The following is a 16,768-nucleotide window of genomic DNA, read 5'->3' on the forward strand; positions in this document are numbered from 1 at the left end:
GACACACTGTCCGACTGAGGGGAACGACGTGGACGAGCGCACCCTGGTGCTGGTCAAGCCCGACGGCGTGCAGCGCGGCCTCATCGGCGAGGTCGTCTCGCGCATCGAGCGCAAGGGCCTGCGCCTCGTGTCGCTGGAGCTGAAGACCGTCGACCGCTCGCTCGCCGAGCAGCACTACGCCGAGCACGAGGGAAAGGGCTTCTACGAGGAGCTGCTCTCCTTCATCACCTCGGCGCCCGTCGCGGCCATGGTGGTCGAGGGCCCGCGCGCCGTCGCGGCCTTCCGCCAGATCGCGGGCGGCACCGACCCGGTCGAGAAGGCCGTCCCCGGCTCCATCCGCGGCGACCTGGCCCTCGAGACGGGGTCGAACATCGTGCACGGCTCCGACTCGCCCGAGTCCGCCGAGCGCGAGATCAAGCTCTGGTTCGGCTGAGTCCGACGCCGAGTGTGCGTCCATCGTGATCGACGAGCCTTGTCTCGGCGTCCGGACGGCACCGACCGGAGCGGGTGACCCCGCTGGTTACCCTGGGTCCGTGGTCGAGTCCGTGTTCGAGAGCCTGGAGCCGTTGCTGCCCCGGGTCCGCAAGCCGGTGCAGTACGTCGGCGGCGAGCGCAACGCGGGGACCAAGCCGTGGGACTCGGTGCCGGTCCACTGGGCGCTGTGCTACCCCGACGCGTACGAGGTCGGGCTGCCCAACCAGGGCCTGATGATCCTCTACGAGGTCCTCAACGAACGTTCCGACGCCCTCGCCGAGCGCACGTACGCCGTGTGGCCGGACCTCGCCGCGCTGATGCGCGAGCACGGCGTCCCGCAGTTCACCGTCGACTCCCACCGGCCGGTGGGCGCGTTCGACGTGCTGGGGGTCTCGTTCGCCACCGAGCTGGGCTACACCAACCTGCTGTCGGTCCTCGACCTCGCAGGCGTCCCCCTCCATGCCGCCGAGCGCGACACGAGCCACCCCCTCGTCCTCGCCGGCGGGCACGCGGCGTTCAACCCCGAGCCGATCGCCGACTTCGTCGACCTCGTCGCGCTGGGCGACGGCGAGGAGGTCGTCGGCGAGATCACCGAGGTCGTGAAGATCGCGAAGGCTGAGGGCCTCGACCGCCGACGGACCTTGGAACGCCTCGCCGGCGTGCCCGGGGTCTACGTCCCGGGCCTCTACGAGGTCACCTACGGCGAGGACGGCGCGATCGCCGCGGTCACGCCGACCAGCGACGCCGCCCCGGCGCGCGTCCACAAGCGCACGACCTCCGACCTCGACGACTGGCCCTACCCGAAGCAGCCGCTCGTCCCGATGGCCGAGACCGTCCACGAGCGCATGAGCGTCGAGATCTTCCGCGGCTGCACCCGCGGCTGCCGGTTCTGCCAGGCCGGGATGATCACTCGGCCGGTGCGCGAGCGCTCGCCGCAGGGCGTCGGCGAGATGGTCGAGCAGGGCCTGAAGGCGTCGGGGTACGACGAGGTCGGCCTGCTGTCGCTGTCGAGCGCCGACCACTCCGGGATCGGCGAGATCGCGTCCAGCCTCGCCGACCGCTACGAGGGCACCGGCACGGGCCTGAGCCTGCCGAGCACCCGGGTCGACGCGTTCAATGTCACCCTCGCCGAGGAGCTGACGCGCTCCGGGCGGCGCAGCGGACTGACGTTCGCTCCCGAGGGCGGGTCGGAGCGGCTGCGCAAGGTGATCAACAAGATGGTCTCCGAGGAGGAGCTGATCACCACCGTCTCCACCGCCTACGAGCACGGGTGGCGGCAGGTCAAGCTCTACTTCATGTGCGGTCTGCCGACCGAGACCGACGAGGACGTGCTGCAGATCGCGTCGATGGCCCACGAGGTGATCCGGGCGGGTCGCCGGGCCGCGGGCCGCGGCGACGTCCGCGCCACCGTCTCGATCGGCGCCTTCGTCCCCAAGCCGCACACGCCGTTCCAGTGGGCCGGGCAGACCGCGCCCGAGGTGGTGGACGCGCGGCTGCGCAAGCTCCGCGAGGCCATCAACAGTGATCGGAGCCTGGGCCGCAACATCGGTCTGCGCTACCACGACGGCCAGCCCAGCATGATCGAGGGCCTGCTCAGCCGCGGTGACCGCCGCATCGGGCGGGTCATCGAGCGGGCGTGGCGCGACGGGCAGCAGTTCGACGGGTGGAGCGAGTACTTCTCCTACGAGCGCTGGGTCGCCGCCGCCGCGTCGGAGCTCGACGGGGTCGACCTCGCCTGGTTCACCACCCGTGAGCGCGGCGAGCACGAGATCCTGCCGTGGGACCACCTCGACTCGGGTCTGGACCGCGGCTGGCTCTGGGACGACTGGCAGGACGCGCTGGCCGCCGAGGAGCAGGACGACTGCCGCTGGACGCCGTGCTTCGACTGCGGCGTCTGCCCGACGATGGGCACGGAGATCCAGATGGCGCCTCCCGGCAGCGTCTCGTTGCCCCTCACTCCCGTCGAGCACCGCACGTCCACCCCGGTGCGCAACCCCGCCTTCGCCGCCGATCGCAGCGACTGACCGTGACGACGGAGGGCCCGCCGACCGAGCAGCCGGAGGTCCGCGTACGCCGGGCGGGTGCCCCCGACGGCGACGCCGTCGCCGCCCTGCGCCGCGCGTGGGTCGAGCAGCGGGGGCGCGTCGCGCCCGGCGCGGACCCCGGCTTCGAGCGCGGCTTCGCCACGTGGTGGCGCGCCGAGCTCTCACACCACGCGGTGTGGGTGGCCGAGGTCCGCTCGGGGTCCGGTTGGGGCGTGGTCGGCTCGCTCGACGTCGCCGAGGTCGCCGCGATGCCCGCGCCCGGCCGTCCGGGGGAGCGGTGGGGCTACGTCGGCAGCCTCGTCGCCCTGGGCGCTGCGCCGCGGGGCGTGCCGCGCAGGCTGCTCGGCGCCGCCGTCACCCATGCCCGCGAGCGGGGTCTCGTGCGGCTCGTGCTGCGACCGTCCCCGGCGGGGGCGGCGTTCTACCGTGCGGCCGGGTTCACCCCGGCCGGGGACGACATCGTGGTCCTGCCCACCGCGGGCGGAGGACCGGGAGGGACGGGGTGATGGCCGCTCGGAGCCCCAAGGCCGGCGAGGCACCCCACCCGTCGGCGCCGACCGTGGCCAAGCTGCGGATGCGTTACGCGAAGCGGGGCCGCGCGCGGTTCAGCTCGCACCGCGACATCGCCCGCACCATGGAGTGGACGCTGCGCCGCGCCGGGGTGCCCGTGGCCCTGTCGCACGGCTTCAGCCCGCACCCGAAGCTCTCCTGGATCGGCGCCGCCCCCACCGGCGCGGCGAGCGAGGCCGAATACCTCGAGATCGGCGTCACCGAGGACCTCGACCCGGCGTTGGTCGCCCGTGAGGTGGACGCGGTGCTGCCCGAGGGCCTGGCGGTCGTCGAGTGCGTGCTGGCCGGACCGGGGGCGCTGGCCGACCGCATCGACGCCAGCCGCTGGGAGATCGAGACGCCCGGGGTGGGCGACGACGTGCTCGCCTCGGCGGTGGCGGCGTTCGTCGCGGCCCGCGAGGTGTCCGTGGAGCGCCTCACCAAGAACGGGCCGCGTCCCCTCGACGTGCGCGCGGCCGTCGCCGAACTGGTGCTCGCGCTCACCCGGACGGACGAACCCACGGAGGGGGGCCGGGAGGACCGTGCACGAGCGGCGACGTGTGGGAGACTGACGGCGGTCGTACGGCACACCACGCCGGCCGCGCGACCCGACGACGTGTGCAGTGCCCTCCGCGCCGTCGCCGGCCTCGAGTTCCCGGAGCCCGTCAGGGCCACCCGGAGAGCCCAGGGTCGGCTCGACGAGCGCGGGGAGCTGATCGACCCGCTCGCGGCGGACCGCGCGGCACCCACCGCGTAGCCACGGGCGGACCCGGTCGGCCCCGGTGCTCCCACGTCGCCGAACCGCACGACCCGACGGCTCCCGGGCCCACCGGCCCGACACCGCCGGCCGTGCCGAAGTCGGCGACCGTCCCCGACGGCCGCCACGGCGAGACCACGCGAGGTCCCCGTGTGGCCGCGACCCCCGTGTCGCGCCCGGGGGCGGAGGAGATGGATGACCGACACCGACACCCCGTCCGGCGGAGACACCGCCACGGGGGATTCCGTCGCACCCGGACGCCCCGACGCGCAGGCCCTGGCCGCGCTCCCGGACAGGGTGCGGGTCCACGCACTGGCCCGGGTGGTGGGCACGTCGAGCCGCGAGCTGCTGGCCGTCCTGGCCCGCCTCGGGGTGGGGGCGCGCAGCGCGCAGTCCAGCGTCGACCGTGACGTCGTGGCCCGGGTGGTCGACGACCTGTTCCCCTCGGCGGAGCTCCCGGCCGCCGGCACCGTCGCCGAGGCGACCGCGGGCGGGCCGACCGAGGTCGCCGAACCCGACGCCCTCGACGCGGTGGACACCGAGGGCGACACCGCGACGACGCTCCCGCCGCCGGTGGCCCCGTCGACCCCCGCGGCCCCGGCCGCGCCGGCGTTCGCCGCGCCGATGTTCCTGGCGCCCGACGCGGCGACGAGCGCCGAGGCGGCCCCCTCCCGCTCGCGGCGCCGCCGCGGGAGCCGCTCGACCGGCGTCGTGACCCCCGGCGAGGCGACCGAGACCGAGACCACCGGCGACCACGCCCCGCCGGGCGAGGACGAGGCCGCGAGCGGCGCGGAGACGCCGACCGAGGCCCCGGACACGACGGCTCCCGACACCGGGCCCGACACCACCGGCGAGGACGGCGACGAGGACGACGGCGCGCGCCGTCGCCGGCGGCGCGGTCGCCGCGGCCGCGGCCGGGGCCGGGGTGGTGGCGAGGACGGCGAGGCCGGGGAGTCCGAGTCGGGCGAGGACGCCGACGAGGGCGGCGCCGACGAATCGTCTGAGGACTCGTCCGACGAGGGTGACGGGTCGGAGTCCGAGGACACCGAGTCGTCCGACGAGGGCTCCGAGTCGTCCGGCAGCTCGCGGCGTCGGCGGCGGCGTCGCCGTCGCTCCTCGGACGCCGAGGGCGACGGCAACGGCGACGGCGAGGAGCAGGACCCGCCGAACACCGTCACCCACGTCCGCGACCGGGTGGAGCGCCCGGAGGGCGGGAAGTCGTCGAACGACGAGGTGCGCGGGGTCAAGGGCTCGACGCGCCTGGAGGCCAAGCGCCAGCGGCGCCGCGACGGGCGCGAGTCCGGCCGCCGTCGCCCGTCGATCCTCTCGGAGTCGGAGTTCCTGGCGCGCCGCGAGGCGGTCGAGCGCACGATGGTCGTCCGCCAGCAGGCCGGGCGCAGCCAGATCGGGGTGCTGGAGGACGGCGTCCTCGTCGAGCACTTCGTGGCGGGCGAGGGCCAGAACTCGATGGTCGGCAACGTCTACCTCGGCCGGGTGCAGAACGTGCTCCCGTCGATGGAGGCCGCGTTCGTCGACATCGGGCGCGGGCGCAACGCCGTCCTGTACGCGGGCGAGGTCAACTGGGACGCGTCCGGCCTCGAGGGCAAGCAGCGCAAGATCGAGCAGGCGCTGTCGTCCGGCGACCAGGTGCTGGTGCAGGTCACCAAGGACCCGGTCGGCCACAAGGGCGCCCGCCTGACCACCCAGATCAGCCTGCCCGGTCGCTTCCTGGTGTTCGTGCCCGCCGGCGGCGCCACCGGGATCAGCCGCAAGCTGCCCGACACCGAGCGCAAGCGGCTCAAGGAGATCCTCAAGCGGATCGTCCCCGACGAGTCGGGCGTGATCATCCGCACCGCGGCCGAGGGGGTCAGCGAGGAGGACCTCGAGCGGGACGTCCGCCGGCTCACCGCGCAGTGGGAGGTCATCGAGAAGACCGCCGGCGCCAAGAGCTCGAAGGCGCCGACGCTGGTCTACGAGGAGCCCGACCTCCTCATCCGCGTCGTGCGCGACATGTTCAACGAGGACTTCTCCTCGCTCGTCGTCTCCGGCGAGCGGGCGTGGGAGACGCTCGAGGGCTACGTGTCGCACGTCGCCCCCGAACTCGCCGGGCGGCTCGTCCGCCACACCGGACCGGAGGACGTGTTCGCCGCGCACCGCATCGACGAGCAGCTGATCAAGGCGCTCGACCGCAAGGTCTGGCTGCCCTCGGGCGGGACGCTGGTGATCGACCGGACCGAGGCGATGACCGTCGTCGACGTCAACACCGGCAAGTTCACCGGCTCGGGCGGCAACCTCGAGGAGACGGTCACCCGCAACAACCTCGAGGCCGCCGAGGAGATCGTCCGCCAGCTCCGGCTGCGCGACATCGGCGGCATGATCGTCATCGACTTCATCGACATGGTGCTGGAGTCCAACCGCGACCTCGTGCTGCGGCGGCTCACCGAGTGCCTCGGCCGGGACCGCACGCGGCACCAGGTCTCCGAGGTCACCTCGCTCGGCCTCGTGCAGATGACGCGCAAGCGCGTCGGGCAGGGCCTGCTCGACGAGTTCTCGACCACGTGCGAGCACTGCCGGGGCCGGGGCGTCATCGTCTCGACCGAGCCGGTGATGGGCCACGAGCACGGCGGGCCGGGCAACGGGTCGGCCGCCGGTAACGGCTCGGGGTCGGGCTCGGGGGCCACCGGGTCCGGGTCCGGGTCGAACGGGTCGGGCTCCGGGTCGTCCGGGTCGTCCGGGCGCCGGGGGCGGCGCGGGCGGCGCGGTGACCGTTCCGAGGGCGCCTCGCCCGCCACGGTGGCGGCCGCGAGCGGGCTCGCCGGGTCGTCCGACGAGACCGAGGCGGTCGACACCGTCGACGCCGCCGACACGTCCGACTCGGGCACGGTGACGCCGCCGGAGCCGCCGGAGCCGGCGGAGGCGCCGGTGGCCGGGGCCGAGGAGCCCGAGGTGGCGCTCGAGGCCGGGCTGGCCGACGCGAGCCCGGGCGCGGGCACGCCAGCCGACGGCGGGGCCGACGCCGGGGCCGACGCCGGGGCCGACGCCGCCGAGGCGGCTGAGGCCGCCGCGACACCGGGAACCACCGTGGCGGCGGGTGTCGAGGACACCGACGACGAGGTCGAGAGCCCGGAGGGCGTCGAGGAGGTCATCCGCGAGGCGGTGGAGGCCGAGGTCGCCCTCGAGACCGACCTCGCCGACCACGTCCCCGTCGCCAACGGCGCCGGGCCGGACCACGCCGCCCCCGCCGAGGCGCCGCGGGTGACCGGGGCGATCGGCGCCACCGCCGGCAACGGCAACGGGCGGGATCCGGCGCTCGTGACACCGGCGGGGTCGCCCGAGACCCAGGCGGAGCCCGCACCGGCGCCGGCGCCCGAGGTGCCGACCGGATCGTCGGGACGCCCACGACGGCGTCGCGCCGCCTCCCGGCCGGCGGGTCCGCCGGCCGGCGAGAGCAGCTGAGACAGCACGACAGAGCACGTCCCGCGGCGCGAGACCGCCGCGGCCCGACCCCCGGGGTGCGGGCCGCGGTTCGCGGACGGGTAGCCTAGGACGTCGGTGCCCGTCGGGTCCTACCCGCGGCACCGGCGCGCCGAGCCCGCCCCGCACGGGCCGCGCGCCGGGACCCGAACCCCACGCCAGACAGGAGTCCACGCGGAGATGTACGCGATCGTGAAGACCGGCGGCAAGCAGTACAAGGTCGCGGTCGGCGACGTCATCGACGTGGAGCTCCTCGACGGTGACACGGTCGACCTGCAGCCCGTGCTCGTCGTCGACGGCAGCACCGTGCTCAGCTCGGCGTCCGACCTGGAGAAGGTCTCGATCTCCGGCAGCATCGTCGGCGACGCCAAGGGCCCGAAGATCAAGATCCTGAAGTACAAGAACAAGACCGGGTACAAGCGGCGCGTCGGCCACCGCCAGCGCTACAGCCGCCTCGAGGTCACCGACATCACTGCGTAAGACCCTTCCTGGGTAGGAGGAAGCCCGCTCATGGCTCACAAGAAGGGTGCGTCCAGCTCCCGCAACGGTCGCGACTCGAACGCCCAGCGACTCGGGGTCAAGCGCTTCGGCGGCCAGGTCGTCAAGGCCGGCGAGATCCTCGTCCGCCAGCGCGGCACCAAGTTCCACCCGGGCACGGGTGTCGGCCGCGGCGGCGACGACACGCTTTTCGCCCTCGTCCCCGGCGCCGTGACCTTCGGGTCCCGCCGCGGGCGCAAGAACGTCAGCGTGATCCCGGCGGAGGAGACCGCCTCCGCCTGATAGGCACTCAGCAGTAGCGTCAGGGGTGGGTCCGGGAATCGGGCCCACCCCTTTCGTCGTTCTCCGCACTGCGCGTCGCGCACGCGACGCATCGAGCGTGTGGTGTTACGGACACTCAACGTCAGCGATGGCCCACCGCTGACAAACCCGGAAGGAACCGGTACCCCCGAATGGCCCGCTTCGTCGACCACGTGACGCTGCACGTCACGGCGGGCAGTGGCGGGCACGGGTGTGCCTCGATCCGCCGGGAGAAGTTCGTGCCCCTCGGCGGGCCGGACGGCGGCAACGGCGGGCGGGGTGGGGACGTCGTCCTCGTCGTCGACCCCGGTGTGCACACGTTGCTCGACTTCCACCACCGCCCGCACGCCACCGCCGGCAACGGTCGCCCGGGTCAGGGCAGCTTCCGGCACGGGGCAGGAGCCGACGACATCGAGCTGGCGGTGCCCGAGGGGACGGTGGTGCTCGACGCCGACGGCGAGGTCCTCGCCGACCTCACCGGCCCGGGCACGCGGTTCGTCGCCGTCCGCGGCGGGCGCGGCGGGCTCGGCAACGCCGCGCTGGCCGGCCCGTCGCGCAAGGCTCCGGGGTTCGCCCTGCTCGGCGAGCCGGGGGAATCGCGCGACCTCGTGCTCGAGCTGCGCTCGATGGCCGACGTCGGGCTGGTCGGCTACCCGAGTGCCGGCAAGTCGTCGCTGGTCAGTGCCCTGAGCGCGGCCAAGCCGAAGATCGCTGACTATCCGTTCACCACGCTGCAGCCCAACCTCGGCGTCGTGTCCGCGGGCGGGACCACGTTCACCGTGGCCGACGTCCCCGGGCTCATCCCCGGCGCCAGCGCGGGCCGGGGCCTCGGCCTGGACTTCCTGCGCCACATCGAACGGTGCTCGGTGCTCGTCCACGTCGTCGACTGCGCGACCTTCGAGCCCGACCGCGACCCGGTCTCCGACATCCGCGCGCTCGAGGCCGAGCTCGCGGCCTACACCCCGCAGCTCGGCACCGACCTCGCGCAGCGACCCCGGATCGTGGCACTGAACAAGATGGACGTGCCGGACGCCGCCGAGCTCGCCGAGATGGTCCGCGACGACGTGGCCGCGTTCGGGTGGCCGGTGGTGGAGATTTCGACGGCGAGCCACGCGGGGCTGCAGGAGCTCGCCTACGCCATGGCCGCCGCCGTGGACGACGCCCGCGCCGCCGCGGCGCCGTCGGCCGCCCCGCGGGTCGTGTTGCGTCCGACCGCGGTCGACGACGCCGGCTTCACGGTCGAGCCGGACCCCGAGGATGGCCACGAAGGACGATCCTGGGTGGTGCGCGGCGAGAAGCCCGAGCGCTGGGTGCGCCAGACCGACTTCGCCAACGACGAGGCCGTCGGCTACCTTGCCGACCGTCTCGCCCGTCTCGGCGTCGAGGAGGCCCTCGCCGAGGCCGGGGCCCAGCCGGGCGACATGGTGACGATCGGCGTGTACACGTTCGACTGGGAGCCCTCGACGCCGGCGGGCGTCGCGGCCATGCAGCAGCCACGGAGCAACCGCGGCGCCGACCCTCGCCTCGAGGGTCACGGCCGCGTCGAGCGTGCCTCGGCCGCCGAGCGACGGGCCGCTCGCGACGAGCGCCGCCGTCACCGCGACGACGCCGAACTGGGCATCGCGCCGTGGCACGAGGAGTACGAGGACCTCGCCGAGGACGAGGCATGAGTGCCCGCGACGCCGTCGCCGGTGCGCGCCGGCTGGTGGTCAAGGTCGGGTCGACGTCGCTGACCAGCGTCGACGGTGGTCTCGATGTCGCGCGCCTCGACGCGCTCGTCGACGCCGTCGCCGCACGGGCGCAGGCCACGCAGGTGGTGCTCGTGTCCTCGGGGGCGATCGCGGCGGGGCTGCGCCCGCTGGGCCTTCCGCGCCGGCCCCGTGACCTCGCCACCCAGCAGGCGGCGGCCGCTGCGGGGCAGGTGCACCTGACCCACGCCTACGCCGAGGCCTTCGCGCGCCACGGGCGCACCGTCGGGCAGGTGCTGCTCACCTCGCACGACGTCGTGCGCCGCGGGCCCTACCGCAACGCCCGCCGCACCTTCGAGCGCCTGCTGGGCCTGGGCGTCGTCCCGGTGGTCAACGAGAACGACACGGTGGCCACCGACGAGATCCGCTTCGGCGACAACGACCGCCTCGCCGCCCTCGTCACCCACGTGATCTCCGCCGACGCCCTGGTGCTGCTCAGCGACGTCGACGGGGTCTACGACGCCGACCCGCGCGCGCCGGGCGCGTCGCTGGTCCGCGAGGTGACCGGCGGGTCCGACCTCGCCGGCGTGCGCGTCGGCAAGCCGTCGTCGCTGGGCACCGGCGGGATGGCCTCGAAGCTCGCGGCCGCCGACCTCGCCAGCGGCGCCGGGGTGCCCGTGCTCGTGGCCGCCGCGGCCGACGCGCGTGCGGCCCTCGACGGCGCGGAGGTCGGCACGGTCTTCGCCCCGCACGGCCCCCGCCTGTCGGCGCGCCGGTTCTGGCTGCGCCACATGGCCGGCACCCGCGGCCGCCTGCACCTCGACGCCGGGGCCGTGCGCGCGGTCGTCGGGCGCCGCCGCTCGCTGCTCGCGGCCGGCATCACGGGGTCCGACGGCGATTTCGAGTCCGGCGATGTGGTCGACCTCGTCGACCCGCGCGGCGAGGTCGTCGCCCGCGGGGTGGTGGCCTTCGACGCCGAGGAGCTGCCGGAGATCTCCGGGCGCTCCAGCGACGACCTGCCGCCCGAGCAGCGCCGCGAGGTGGTGCACGCCGACGACCTCGTGCCCGTCGTGTCCCCGCCCGATCCCGTCCCCGCCGAGGTGAGCTCGTCGTGACCGCCAGCCCCGCCGCCACCGCTACCGACCCGGCCACCGACCCCGCCGCGATCGTCACCGACTGCGGGCGGCGTGCCGCCGCGGCGGCCCCGCGGATGGCGGCCGCGGCCGATCACGAGGTCGCCGCCGCGCTGCGGGGGATGGCGGGGCTGCTCGCGGAGGCCGCCGACACGGTGCTCACCGCCAACACCGCCGACGTCGAGGCGGCCGAGCGGGCGGGCACCACCGGCGCGCTCGTCGACCGCCTCCGCCTCGACCGGGCCCGTCTCGACGCGATGGCCGAGTCGCTGCTCGACCTCGCGGACGTCCCGACGCCGGTGACCGACACCGTCCTCGAGGAGCGCCCCGACGGGCTGCGCCTCATCGAGCGCCGTCGGCCGGTCGGGGTGATCGGCGCGAACTTCGAGGCCCGCCCCAACGTCGTCGTCGACGTGGCCTCGCAGCTGGTCAAGTCACGCAACGCCGGCGTGCTGCGCACGGGCGGCGCGGCGCTCGCGTCGGCGACCGCGCTGATGGAGGCGGTCGTCGCGCCCGCGCTGGCCGGGGCGGGGCTCGACCCCGACGCCGTCGTGCTCGTCACCGACCCGCGGCGCGAGTGCGCGATCGAGCTCGTGCGCCGGCCCGGGCTGATCCCGCTCGTGATCCTGCGCGGCTCCGGCGACACCACCCGTGCGCTCGGGCTCGAGGCCGCGCAGCACGGCGTGCGGACGCTCGCGCACGCCGACGGGGGCGGGGTGCTCTACGTCGACCGCGCCGCGACCGTCGAGCTGGCCCACACCCTGGTGACCTCCTCCCTCGACCGTCTGGGGGTCTGCAACCGCCTCAACCTCCTGCTCGTCGACCGCCACCGCTGGGACGAGCTGGTGCCCGGCCTCGTCGACCTGCTCGGCGAGCGCGGCCTGCGCGCGTCCCTGCCGCCCCACGAGCACCCGCTGGGCCACGAGTGGGCGCTCGACGACGGGCACGAGGGCACGGTGACGCTCGCCCCCGCCGACGGGCCGGGCGACGCCGCGACCATCGCCAACCGCGAGACCTCCGGCCTCGCCGCCGCGATCGTCACCGCCGACGAGGCCGCCGCGCGCACCTTCCTCGACACGTACGCCGGGACCGGCGCGTTCTGGAACGCCACCACCCGCCTGCTCGACGGGGTCAAGCTCCGCCGCGTGCCGGAGACGGGCATCAACGTCGACCACGTCCCCGGCCCCCGCGGGCCCGTGGTGTTCACCGACCTGTGCCTGCGCCAGTACGTCGTCGTCCCGGCTTCGACGGCGATCGGGCACCCGGAGTAGGTCCGCTCAGGACGGCACCTGGTCGCGCAGGACGCGCTTGAGCAGCTTGCCCGACTGGTTGCGGGGCAGCTCGTCGACGACGTGGATCTGCTTGGGCGTCTTGAACCCGGCGAGGTGGGCCCGCGCGTGGGCGATCAGCTCGTCCGTCGGCACGTCCGCCTTGAGCACCACGAACGCCGCCACCGCCTCGATCCAGCGCTCGTCGGGCACGCCGATCACCGCGGCCTCGGCCACGGCCCCGTGGGTGTAGAGCGCGTCCTCGACCTCGCGGGAGGCGACGAGGACCCCGCCGGTGTTGATCACGTCCTTGATCCGGTCGACGACGGTGATGTAGCCCTGATCGTCGATCCGGACGAGGTCGCCCGAGTGGAACCAGCCGTCGCGGAACGCCTCGGCGGTCTCGTCGGGCTTGTCCCAGTAGCCCTCGCAGAGCTGCGGCGAGCGATAGACGACCTCGCCGGTGCCGCCGGGCTCGACGTCCTCCCCGTGGTCGTCGACCACCCGCAGCTCGACGAACAGCACCGGGCGCCCGCACGACTCGGGGCGCTCGTCGTGCTCCTCGGGGCGCAGCACGGTGGCCAGCGGCGCGATCTCGGACTGGCCGAAGCAGTTGTAGACCCGCAGGCCGGGCATGTGCTCGCGCAGCCGCGCGAGGATCGGTCCCGGCATGATCGACGCGCCGTAGAACGCCTTGCGCAGGCTCGACAGGTCGCGGGTGACGAACTCGGCGTGGTTGGCCAGCGGCACCCACACCGTCGGGGCGAGGAAGAGTGCCCCGATGCGGTCGGCCTCGACGCGCCGGAGGATCTCGGTGACGTCGGGCGCCTCCATGAGGTGGTTGATCGCGCCGACCATGAGGTAGGGCATGAGGAAGACGTGCATCTGCGCCGAGTGGTACAGCGGCATGGGGTGCAGCGGGTCGTCGTCGGCGCCCAGCTCCAGGGCGTGCACGCACGAGACGTACTCGTGGACCAGCGCGCGGTGGGTCATCATCGCGCCCTTGGGGCGTGACGTCGTCCCGGACGTGTAGAGCAGCTGGACGAGGTCGGAGTCGGTGACGGTGGCGGTCAGCTCGGGCACGTCGCCGCTGCTGGCCCGCTCGAGCAGCGAACCCGGCGCGTCGCGCAACGGCACGACCTGTTTCGGTTGCTGGGGCAGCGCGTCGACGGGGGCGGCCAGAGCCGGGTCGATCAGCAGCAGGCGGCTGCCGGACTGCTCGAGGAGGTAGCCGAGCTCCTCGCCGGTGAGCGCGTAGTTGATCGGCACGTGGATCGCGCCGAGCCGGGCGCACCCGAGGAAGGCGAGCAGGTAGGCGTCGGAGTTGCGCCCGTAGGTGGCGACGCGGTCGCCGGCGCCGACACCGAGCTCGCCGAGGTACCCCGCGGCGCGGGTGACCGCGTCGTCGAGCGCTCGGTAGGTCCAGGTGCGGTCGGCGAAGTGCAGGGCGACGCGGTCGGGGGTGCGGCGGGCGCTACGCGCCAGCACCCCGTCGACCGTGCTCGAGCGGGGGTCCACGGGTGTCCTTCCTCGGGTGCGCGGGCGGCGTGTCAGACGTGGGCGTCGCCGACGGCGACCTCGCCGCCCGCGCTGACGTCGGCGTACACGCCGGCGCAGGCCCACATCCCGCCGACCACGTCGTGTGTGATCTGGATGCGGTTGTTCTTCGCGACCGTGCGCAGGGTGTTGCGGTCCTCGGGGAGGTCCTCCTGCGCCATCGTCGTCATGACGCAGCGCATGGTCTGGAAGGTGTAGGTCAGCCGGACGCCGTCACCCAGGGCCATCTCGCGGCCCGGCCAGTCGTTCTCGACGAACCCGGGGTCGGTGTCGGCGAGCACCACGTTCGGGCGGTAGCGGCGGGCGTCGAAATCGCTCTCGGGCGCCAGCTCCCGCAGGCGCTGCAGCGTCGACTCGGTGATCACGTGCATGGCCGCGAGGTCGTAGAACCGCCCGGGCGGGGCGAAGGCGGCGACGTCGAAGCTGCTGATCGCCTCGCCGGTGTCCTCCTGACGCGAGGTGGTGGCCTCGATGAGCTTCTCCGGGGCCAGGTCGGCGCGTTCGACACCCTCGATGTCGACCCAGAGCTCCTCGAACTTGGGGCCGTCGGGCGGTGTGGTGACGAGCCGGACCTCCCGGCCCAGCACGTCGGTCAGCGCCTGGTCGAGGTCGGGATCGTCGCTGCGTCGGGTCGACCCGTCGGGGAACGTGATGACGACCGGCGGGGCGGCCTCGCCGGGCACCGGCTCCCCGGTGTAGGCGGCCGAGAACTCCAGCAGCGTCGCCCAGCGCTTGGGCACCTTGGCGCTGGCGACGATGCCGGTCTCGACGTCGAGCACGGCGTAGGCGCGGTCGCCCACGACCCCCCGTTCATCGAGGACGGCGCGGCTCAGGGACTCCCCGAGCATCGACTTGACGGGGTAGCGGTACAGGGCGGCGATCGTCACACCGCACGGCTTACCACCCCGCGACCCCCGCCGGGAACCGACCGCTCGGTCAGGTCCCCGGGGTGTCGCGCTTCCGCTTCTCGCGCCGCATGTCGTACGCCAGCAGCGCGGTGGGGACGACCATGACGACCAGCGCGATCAGCGTGGCCGCCCAGGGTGACGGCAGCACGACGAGGAGCACGACCAGGACCACCACGACCTGGATGATCGCGTTGAAGGCGCGGGAGGAGAGCGACCCGAACCACGACCGGCGGCGGCGCATGCTCAGGCTCAGCGCGGGGTCGTCGTCGGAGAGGCGCCGCTCCAGGTCGGACAGCGCCCGCTGCTCGTGGTCCGACAGCGGCCGCGGTTCCTGGGGCTCGGGGAAGCGGGACGTCGCCATGCCCGGGTCCTCTCGTCGGCGGGAGGGCGCAGGGAACGCCGGGAACGGACATTCCCGGCGATTCCACCCTCGCCGACGGAGCTGAACGGACGCTGAGAGGGGATCGTGGAGCAGCTGGGTCGGTCCTCATCGGCCGTCGGCCGGGCGCCGGCTCCGCGCCACGCGGAGGCCGGCGATCACCGCGGCCGCTGCCAGCACGGTGCCGGCGACGACGAGGACGTAGGAACCCAGCCAGACGTGCTTGGCGAGCTCGCAGTAACCGTCGCCGAGGACGGCGAGCACGACGACCCCGAGCGCGGTGAGCGCGAGCAGACCCGCCGTGCGTGCCAGGCCGACCGCCGTGCGCAGGTCCGGCGACCCCCGCGTGCGCCGCGGCAGCACGACGGTGAGGAGGGCGGCGAGGACCGCCATCGCGAGGACGGCGGGGGGCACCCAGCGTCCCGACAGCCCGTCGAGGTAGACGAACATCGGGCCCATCGTCTGGGACCCCTCGGGCACGGGCTCCCGGCGGATCTCCCCGCTCGTGGTGCCGGGCCCGGAGGTCTCCTGGGCGAGGTAGGGGATCTGGGGACGCAGCGTCGCCACGAGCCCGCGGTGCACCATCCGCGCCAGCACCCGGGGGTGCGCGATCACCCACGCGTAGGCGTCGGCCCGCAGGTCGTCGGGGCGGGCGGCCACGGTCTCGGTCCACCGGGGCACGGTGCGGCCGCCCTCGAAGTAGAAGTGCTCGCCGGCGTGCCGCCACGCGCCCGGCGCCAGCCCCAGCCCGGCGGTCGCGGCCGGCCCGGACTCGGGCAGCACCGCGGTGAAGGCGAGGTTGTGGGCGTTCACGACGTCGTAGGCCGCCTCCTGGGCACGCATCGACGACAGCACCGGCGCAGCGGCCAGGACGACGACGGCCACGGCGGCGACGACCCCCGGCAGGCGCCGCCGCCACCCGACGCCCACGGCGACGAGCGGGCACGCGAGCGCCACGACGACGCCCAGGGGCAGGTAGCCGGGCTTGGCGGTCACGGCGACGAGGCCGCCGACGGCGATCAGGGCGAGCCCGGTCGCGCGGGCGCCCCGATGGGTCGGGCGGGTCACGGCCACCACGAGCAGGCCCCACGCGAGCCACACGGCGCCGACCAGGCCGGCGGCCTCGCTGAAGGTCGAGACCAGGAACCGGGACCACCACGGCACGACGAGCAGCGGGGCCAGGGGCGGCCCCACGACGGCGAGGACGCTCGCCGCGACGCGGCGCCGACGCCGGGTGCCGGAGGTGCTCGCCGCGGCCGCCAGCCCGGCACCGAGGGCGAGGAGCGTGACGTAGACGGCGGCCAGCCACTCGAGGGAGAAGCGCAGCGAGCCGTCGGGTGCGGGGGGCGTGCGGTCCAGCAGCGGTGCGACGGCGACGGTGGCCTGCAGGATCAGGCCCGCCGACGTCGTCGGGGCCTCCCGCGGGCAGGCGGGACCGCCGGTGCGGAACTCGGTGACGGTGACACCGTGGCCCGAGGCGACACCGTCCGTCGCGTCGGGGGCGAGCTGGGCGACGCAGTACAGACGGATCCCGTCGCCGTTGTCGGCGGCACCGATCGCGTCGCCGCCCACGAGGCCGAGGCGCAGGACGAGCGCCGCGCCCACGAGCAGGGCGGCGACGAGGGGGAGCAGCAGGCGGCGGATCCGGGGTCGACCGGCGGGCCCGTCGGGGATGGGACCGGGTGTACCGAGGACGCTCCCCGGCACCGTCGTCCCGACCGTCATCGTCCCCCCTGGG

Annotated in this window: 14 protein-coding genes; 10 read left to right on the forward strand and 4 right to left on the reverse strand. The window is 74.7% G+C overall.

The window, feature by feature from the left end; all coding sequences use genetic code 11:
• The first annotated feature begins 28 nt into the window (after window positions 1–28).
• From ndk to C8D89_RS23200, 10 genes are all read left to right on the forward strand, one after another.
• A complete protein-coding gene (gene ndk, locus C8D89_RS23155) occupies window positions 29–433 on the forward strand; it encodes a nucleoside-diphosphate kinase (RefSeq protein ID WP_116710501.1) in 405 nt (134 codons plus the stop codon).
• 100 nt (window positions 434–533) lie between these two features.
• Entirely contained in the window at window positions 534–2,498 is a 1,965-nt protein-coding gene (locus C8D89_RS23160; RefSeq protein ID WP_243418321.1) for a TIGR03960 family B12-binding radical SAM protein, read from the forward strand.
• Between the two features lie 2 nt (window positions 2,499–2,500).
• Window positions 2,501–3,025, forward strand: a complete 525-nt coding sequence (locus tag C8D89_RS23165) for a GNAT family N-acetyltransferase (protein ID WP_243418322.1) — start codon at window positions 2,501–2,503, stop codon at window positions 3,023–3,025.
• Complete coding sequence (locus tag C8D89_RS23170; protein ID WP_207787380.1) at window positions 3,025–3,825, forward strand: TIGR03936 family radical SAM-associated protein; 801 nt, start codon at window positions 3,025–3,027, stop codon at window positions 3,823–3,825. The genes C8D89_RS23165 and C8D89_RS23170 overlap by 1 nt, the downstream gene beginning before the upstream one ends.
• 195 nt (window positions 3,826–4,020) lie before the next feature.
• A complete protein-coding gene (locus C8D89_RS23175; protein ID WP_116710502.1) occupies window positions 4,021–7,281 on the forward strand; it encodes an Rne/Rng family ribonuclease in 3,261 nt (1,086 codons plus the stop codon).
• Between the two features lie 198 nt (window positions 7,282–7,479).
• Window positions 7,480–7,779, forward strand: coding sequence for a 50S ribosomal protein L21 (gene rplU / locus C8D89_RS23180; RefSeq protein WP_116710503.1), 300 nt, complete (start codon window positions 7,480–7,482; stop codon window positions 7,777–7,779).
• 30 nt (window positions 7,780–7,809) lie between these two features.
• A complete protein-coding gene (gene rpmA, locus C8D89_RS23185; protein ID WP_116710504.1) occupies window positions 7,810–8,079 on the forward strand; it encodes a 50S ribosomal protein L27 in 270 nt (89 codons plus the stop codon).
• Window positions 8,080–8,249: 170 nt separating this feature from the next.
• Entirely contained in the window at window positions 8,250–9,767 is a 1,518-nt protein-coding gene (obgE, locus tag C8D89_RS23190; RefSeq protein ID WP_116710505.1) for a GTPase ObgE, read from the forward strand.
• Window positions 9,764–10,900 carry a glutamate 5-kinase gene (proB, locus tag C8D89_RS23195; RefSeq protein WP_116710506.1) on the forward strand — a complete coding sequence of 379 codons (1,137 nt, stop codon included), beginning with the start codon at window positions 9,764–9,766 and terminating at the stop codon, window positions 10,898–10,900. Before obgE ends, proB begins: the two co-directional genes overlap by 4 nt.
• A complete protein-coding gene (locus C8D89_RS23200; RefSeq protein WP_423717251.1) occupies window positions 10,897–12,189 on the forward strand; it encodes an aldehyde dehydrogenase family protein in 1,293 nt (430 codons plus the stop codon). Before proB ends, C8D89_RS23200 begins: the two co-directional genes overlap by 4 nt.
• 6 nt (window positions 12,190–12,195) lie before the next feature.
• Here the strand turns inward: C8D89_RS23200 and C8D89_RS23205 are convergent, their stop codons facing one another.
• The 4 genes from C8D89_RS23205 to wsfD all read right to left on the reverse strand — a co-directional run bounded on the left by C8D89_RS23205 (window position 12,196) and on the right by wsfD (window position 16,755).
• Entirely contained in the window at window positions 12,196–13,704 is a 1,509-nt protein-coding gene (locus C8D89_RS23205) for an acyl-CoA synthetase (protein WP_116710507.1), read from the reverse strand.
• A gap of 32 nt (window positions 13,705–13,736) precedes the next feature.
• Window positions 13,737–14,630, reverse strand: coding sequence for an MOSC domain-containing protein (locus tag C8D89_RS23210; RefSeq protein WP_116710508.1), 894 nt, complete (start codon window positions 14,628–14,630; stop codon window positions 13,737–13,739).
• Between the two features lie 49 nt (window positions 14,631–14,679).
• Window positions 14,680–15,012, reverse strand: coding sequence for a DUF3040 domain-containing protein (locus C8D89_RS23215; protein ID WP_116710509.1), 333 nt, complete (start codon window positions 15,010–15,012; stop codon window positions 14,680–14,682).
• Between the two features lie 126 nt (window positions 15,013–15,138).
• A complete protein-coding gene (gene wsfD, locus C8D89_RS23220; protein ID WP_116710510.1) occupies window positions 15,139–16,755 on the reverse strand; it encodes a glycan biosynthesis hexose transferase WsfD in 1,617 nt (538 codons plus the stop codon).
• Window positions 16,756–16,768 lie beyond the last annotated feature (13 nt).

It is taken from the genome of Actinomycetospora cinnamomea (assembly GCF_003096675.1).
GTDB classification, from domain to species: Bacteria; Actinomycetota; Actinomycetes; order Mycobacteriales; family Pseudonocardiaceae; genus Actinomycetospora; species Actinomycetospora cinnamomea.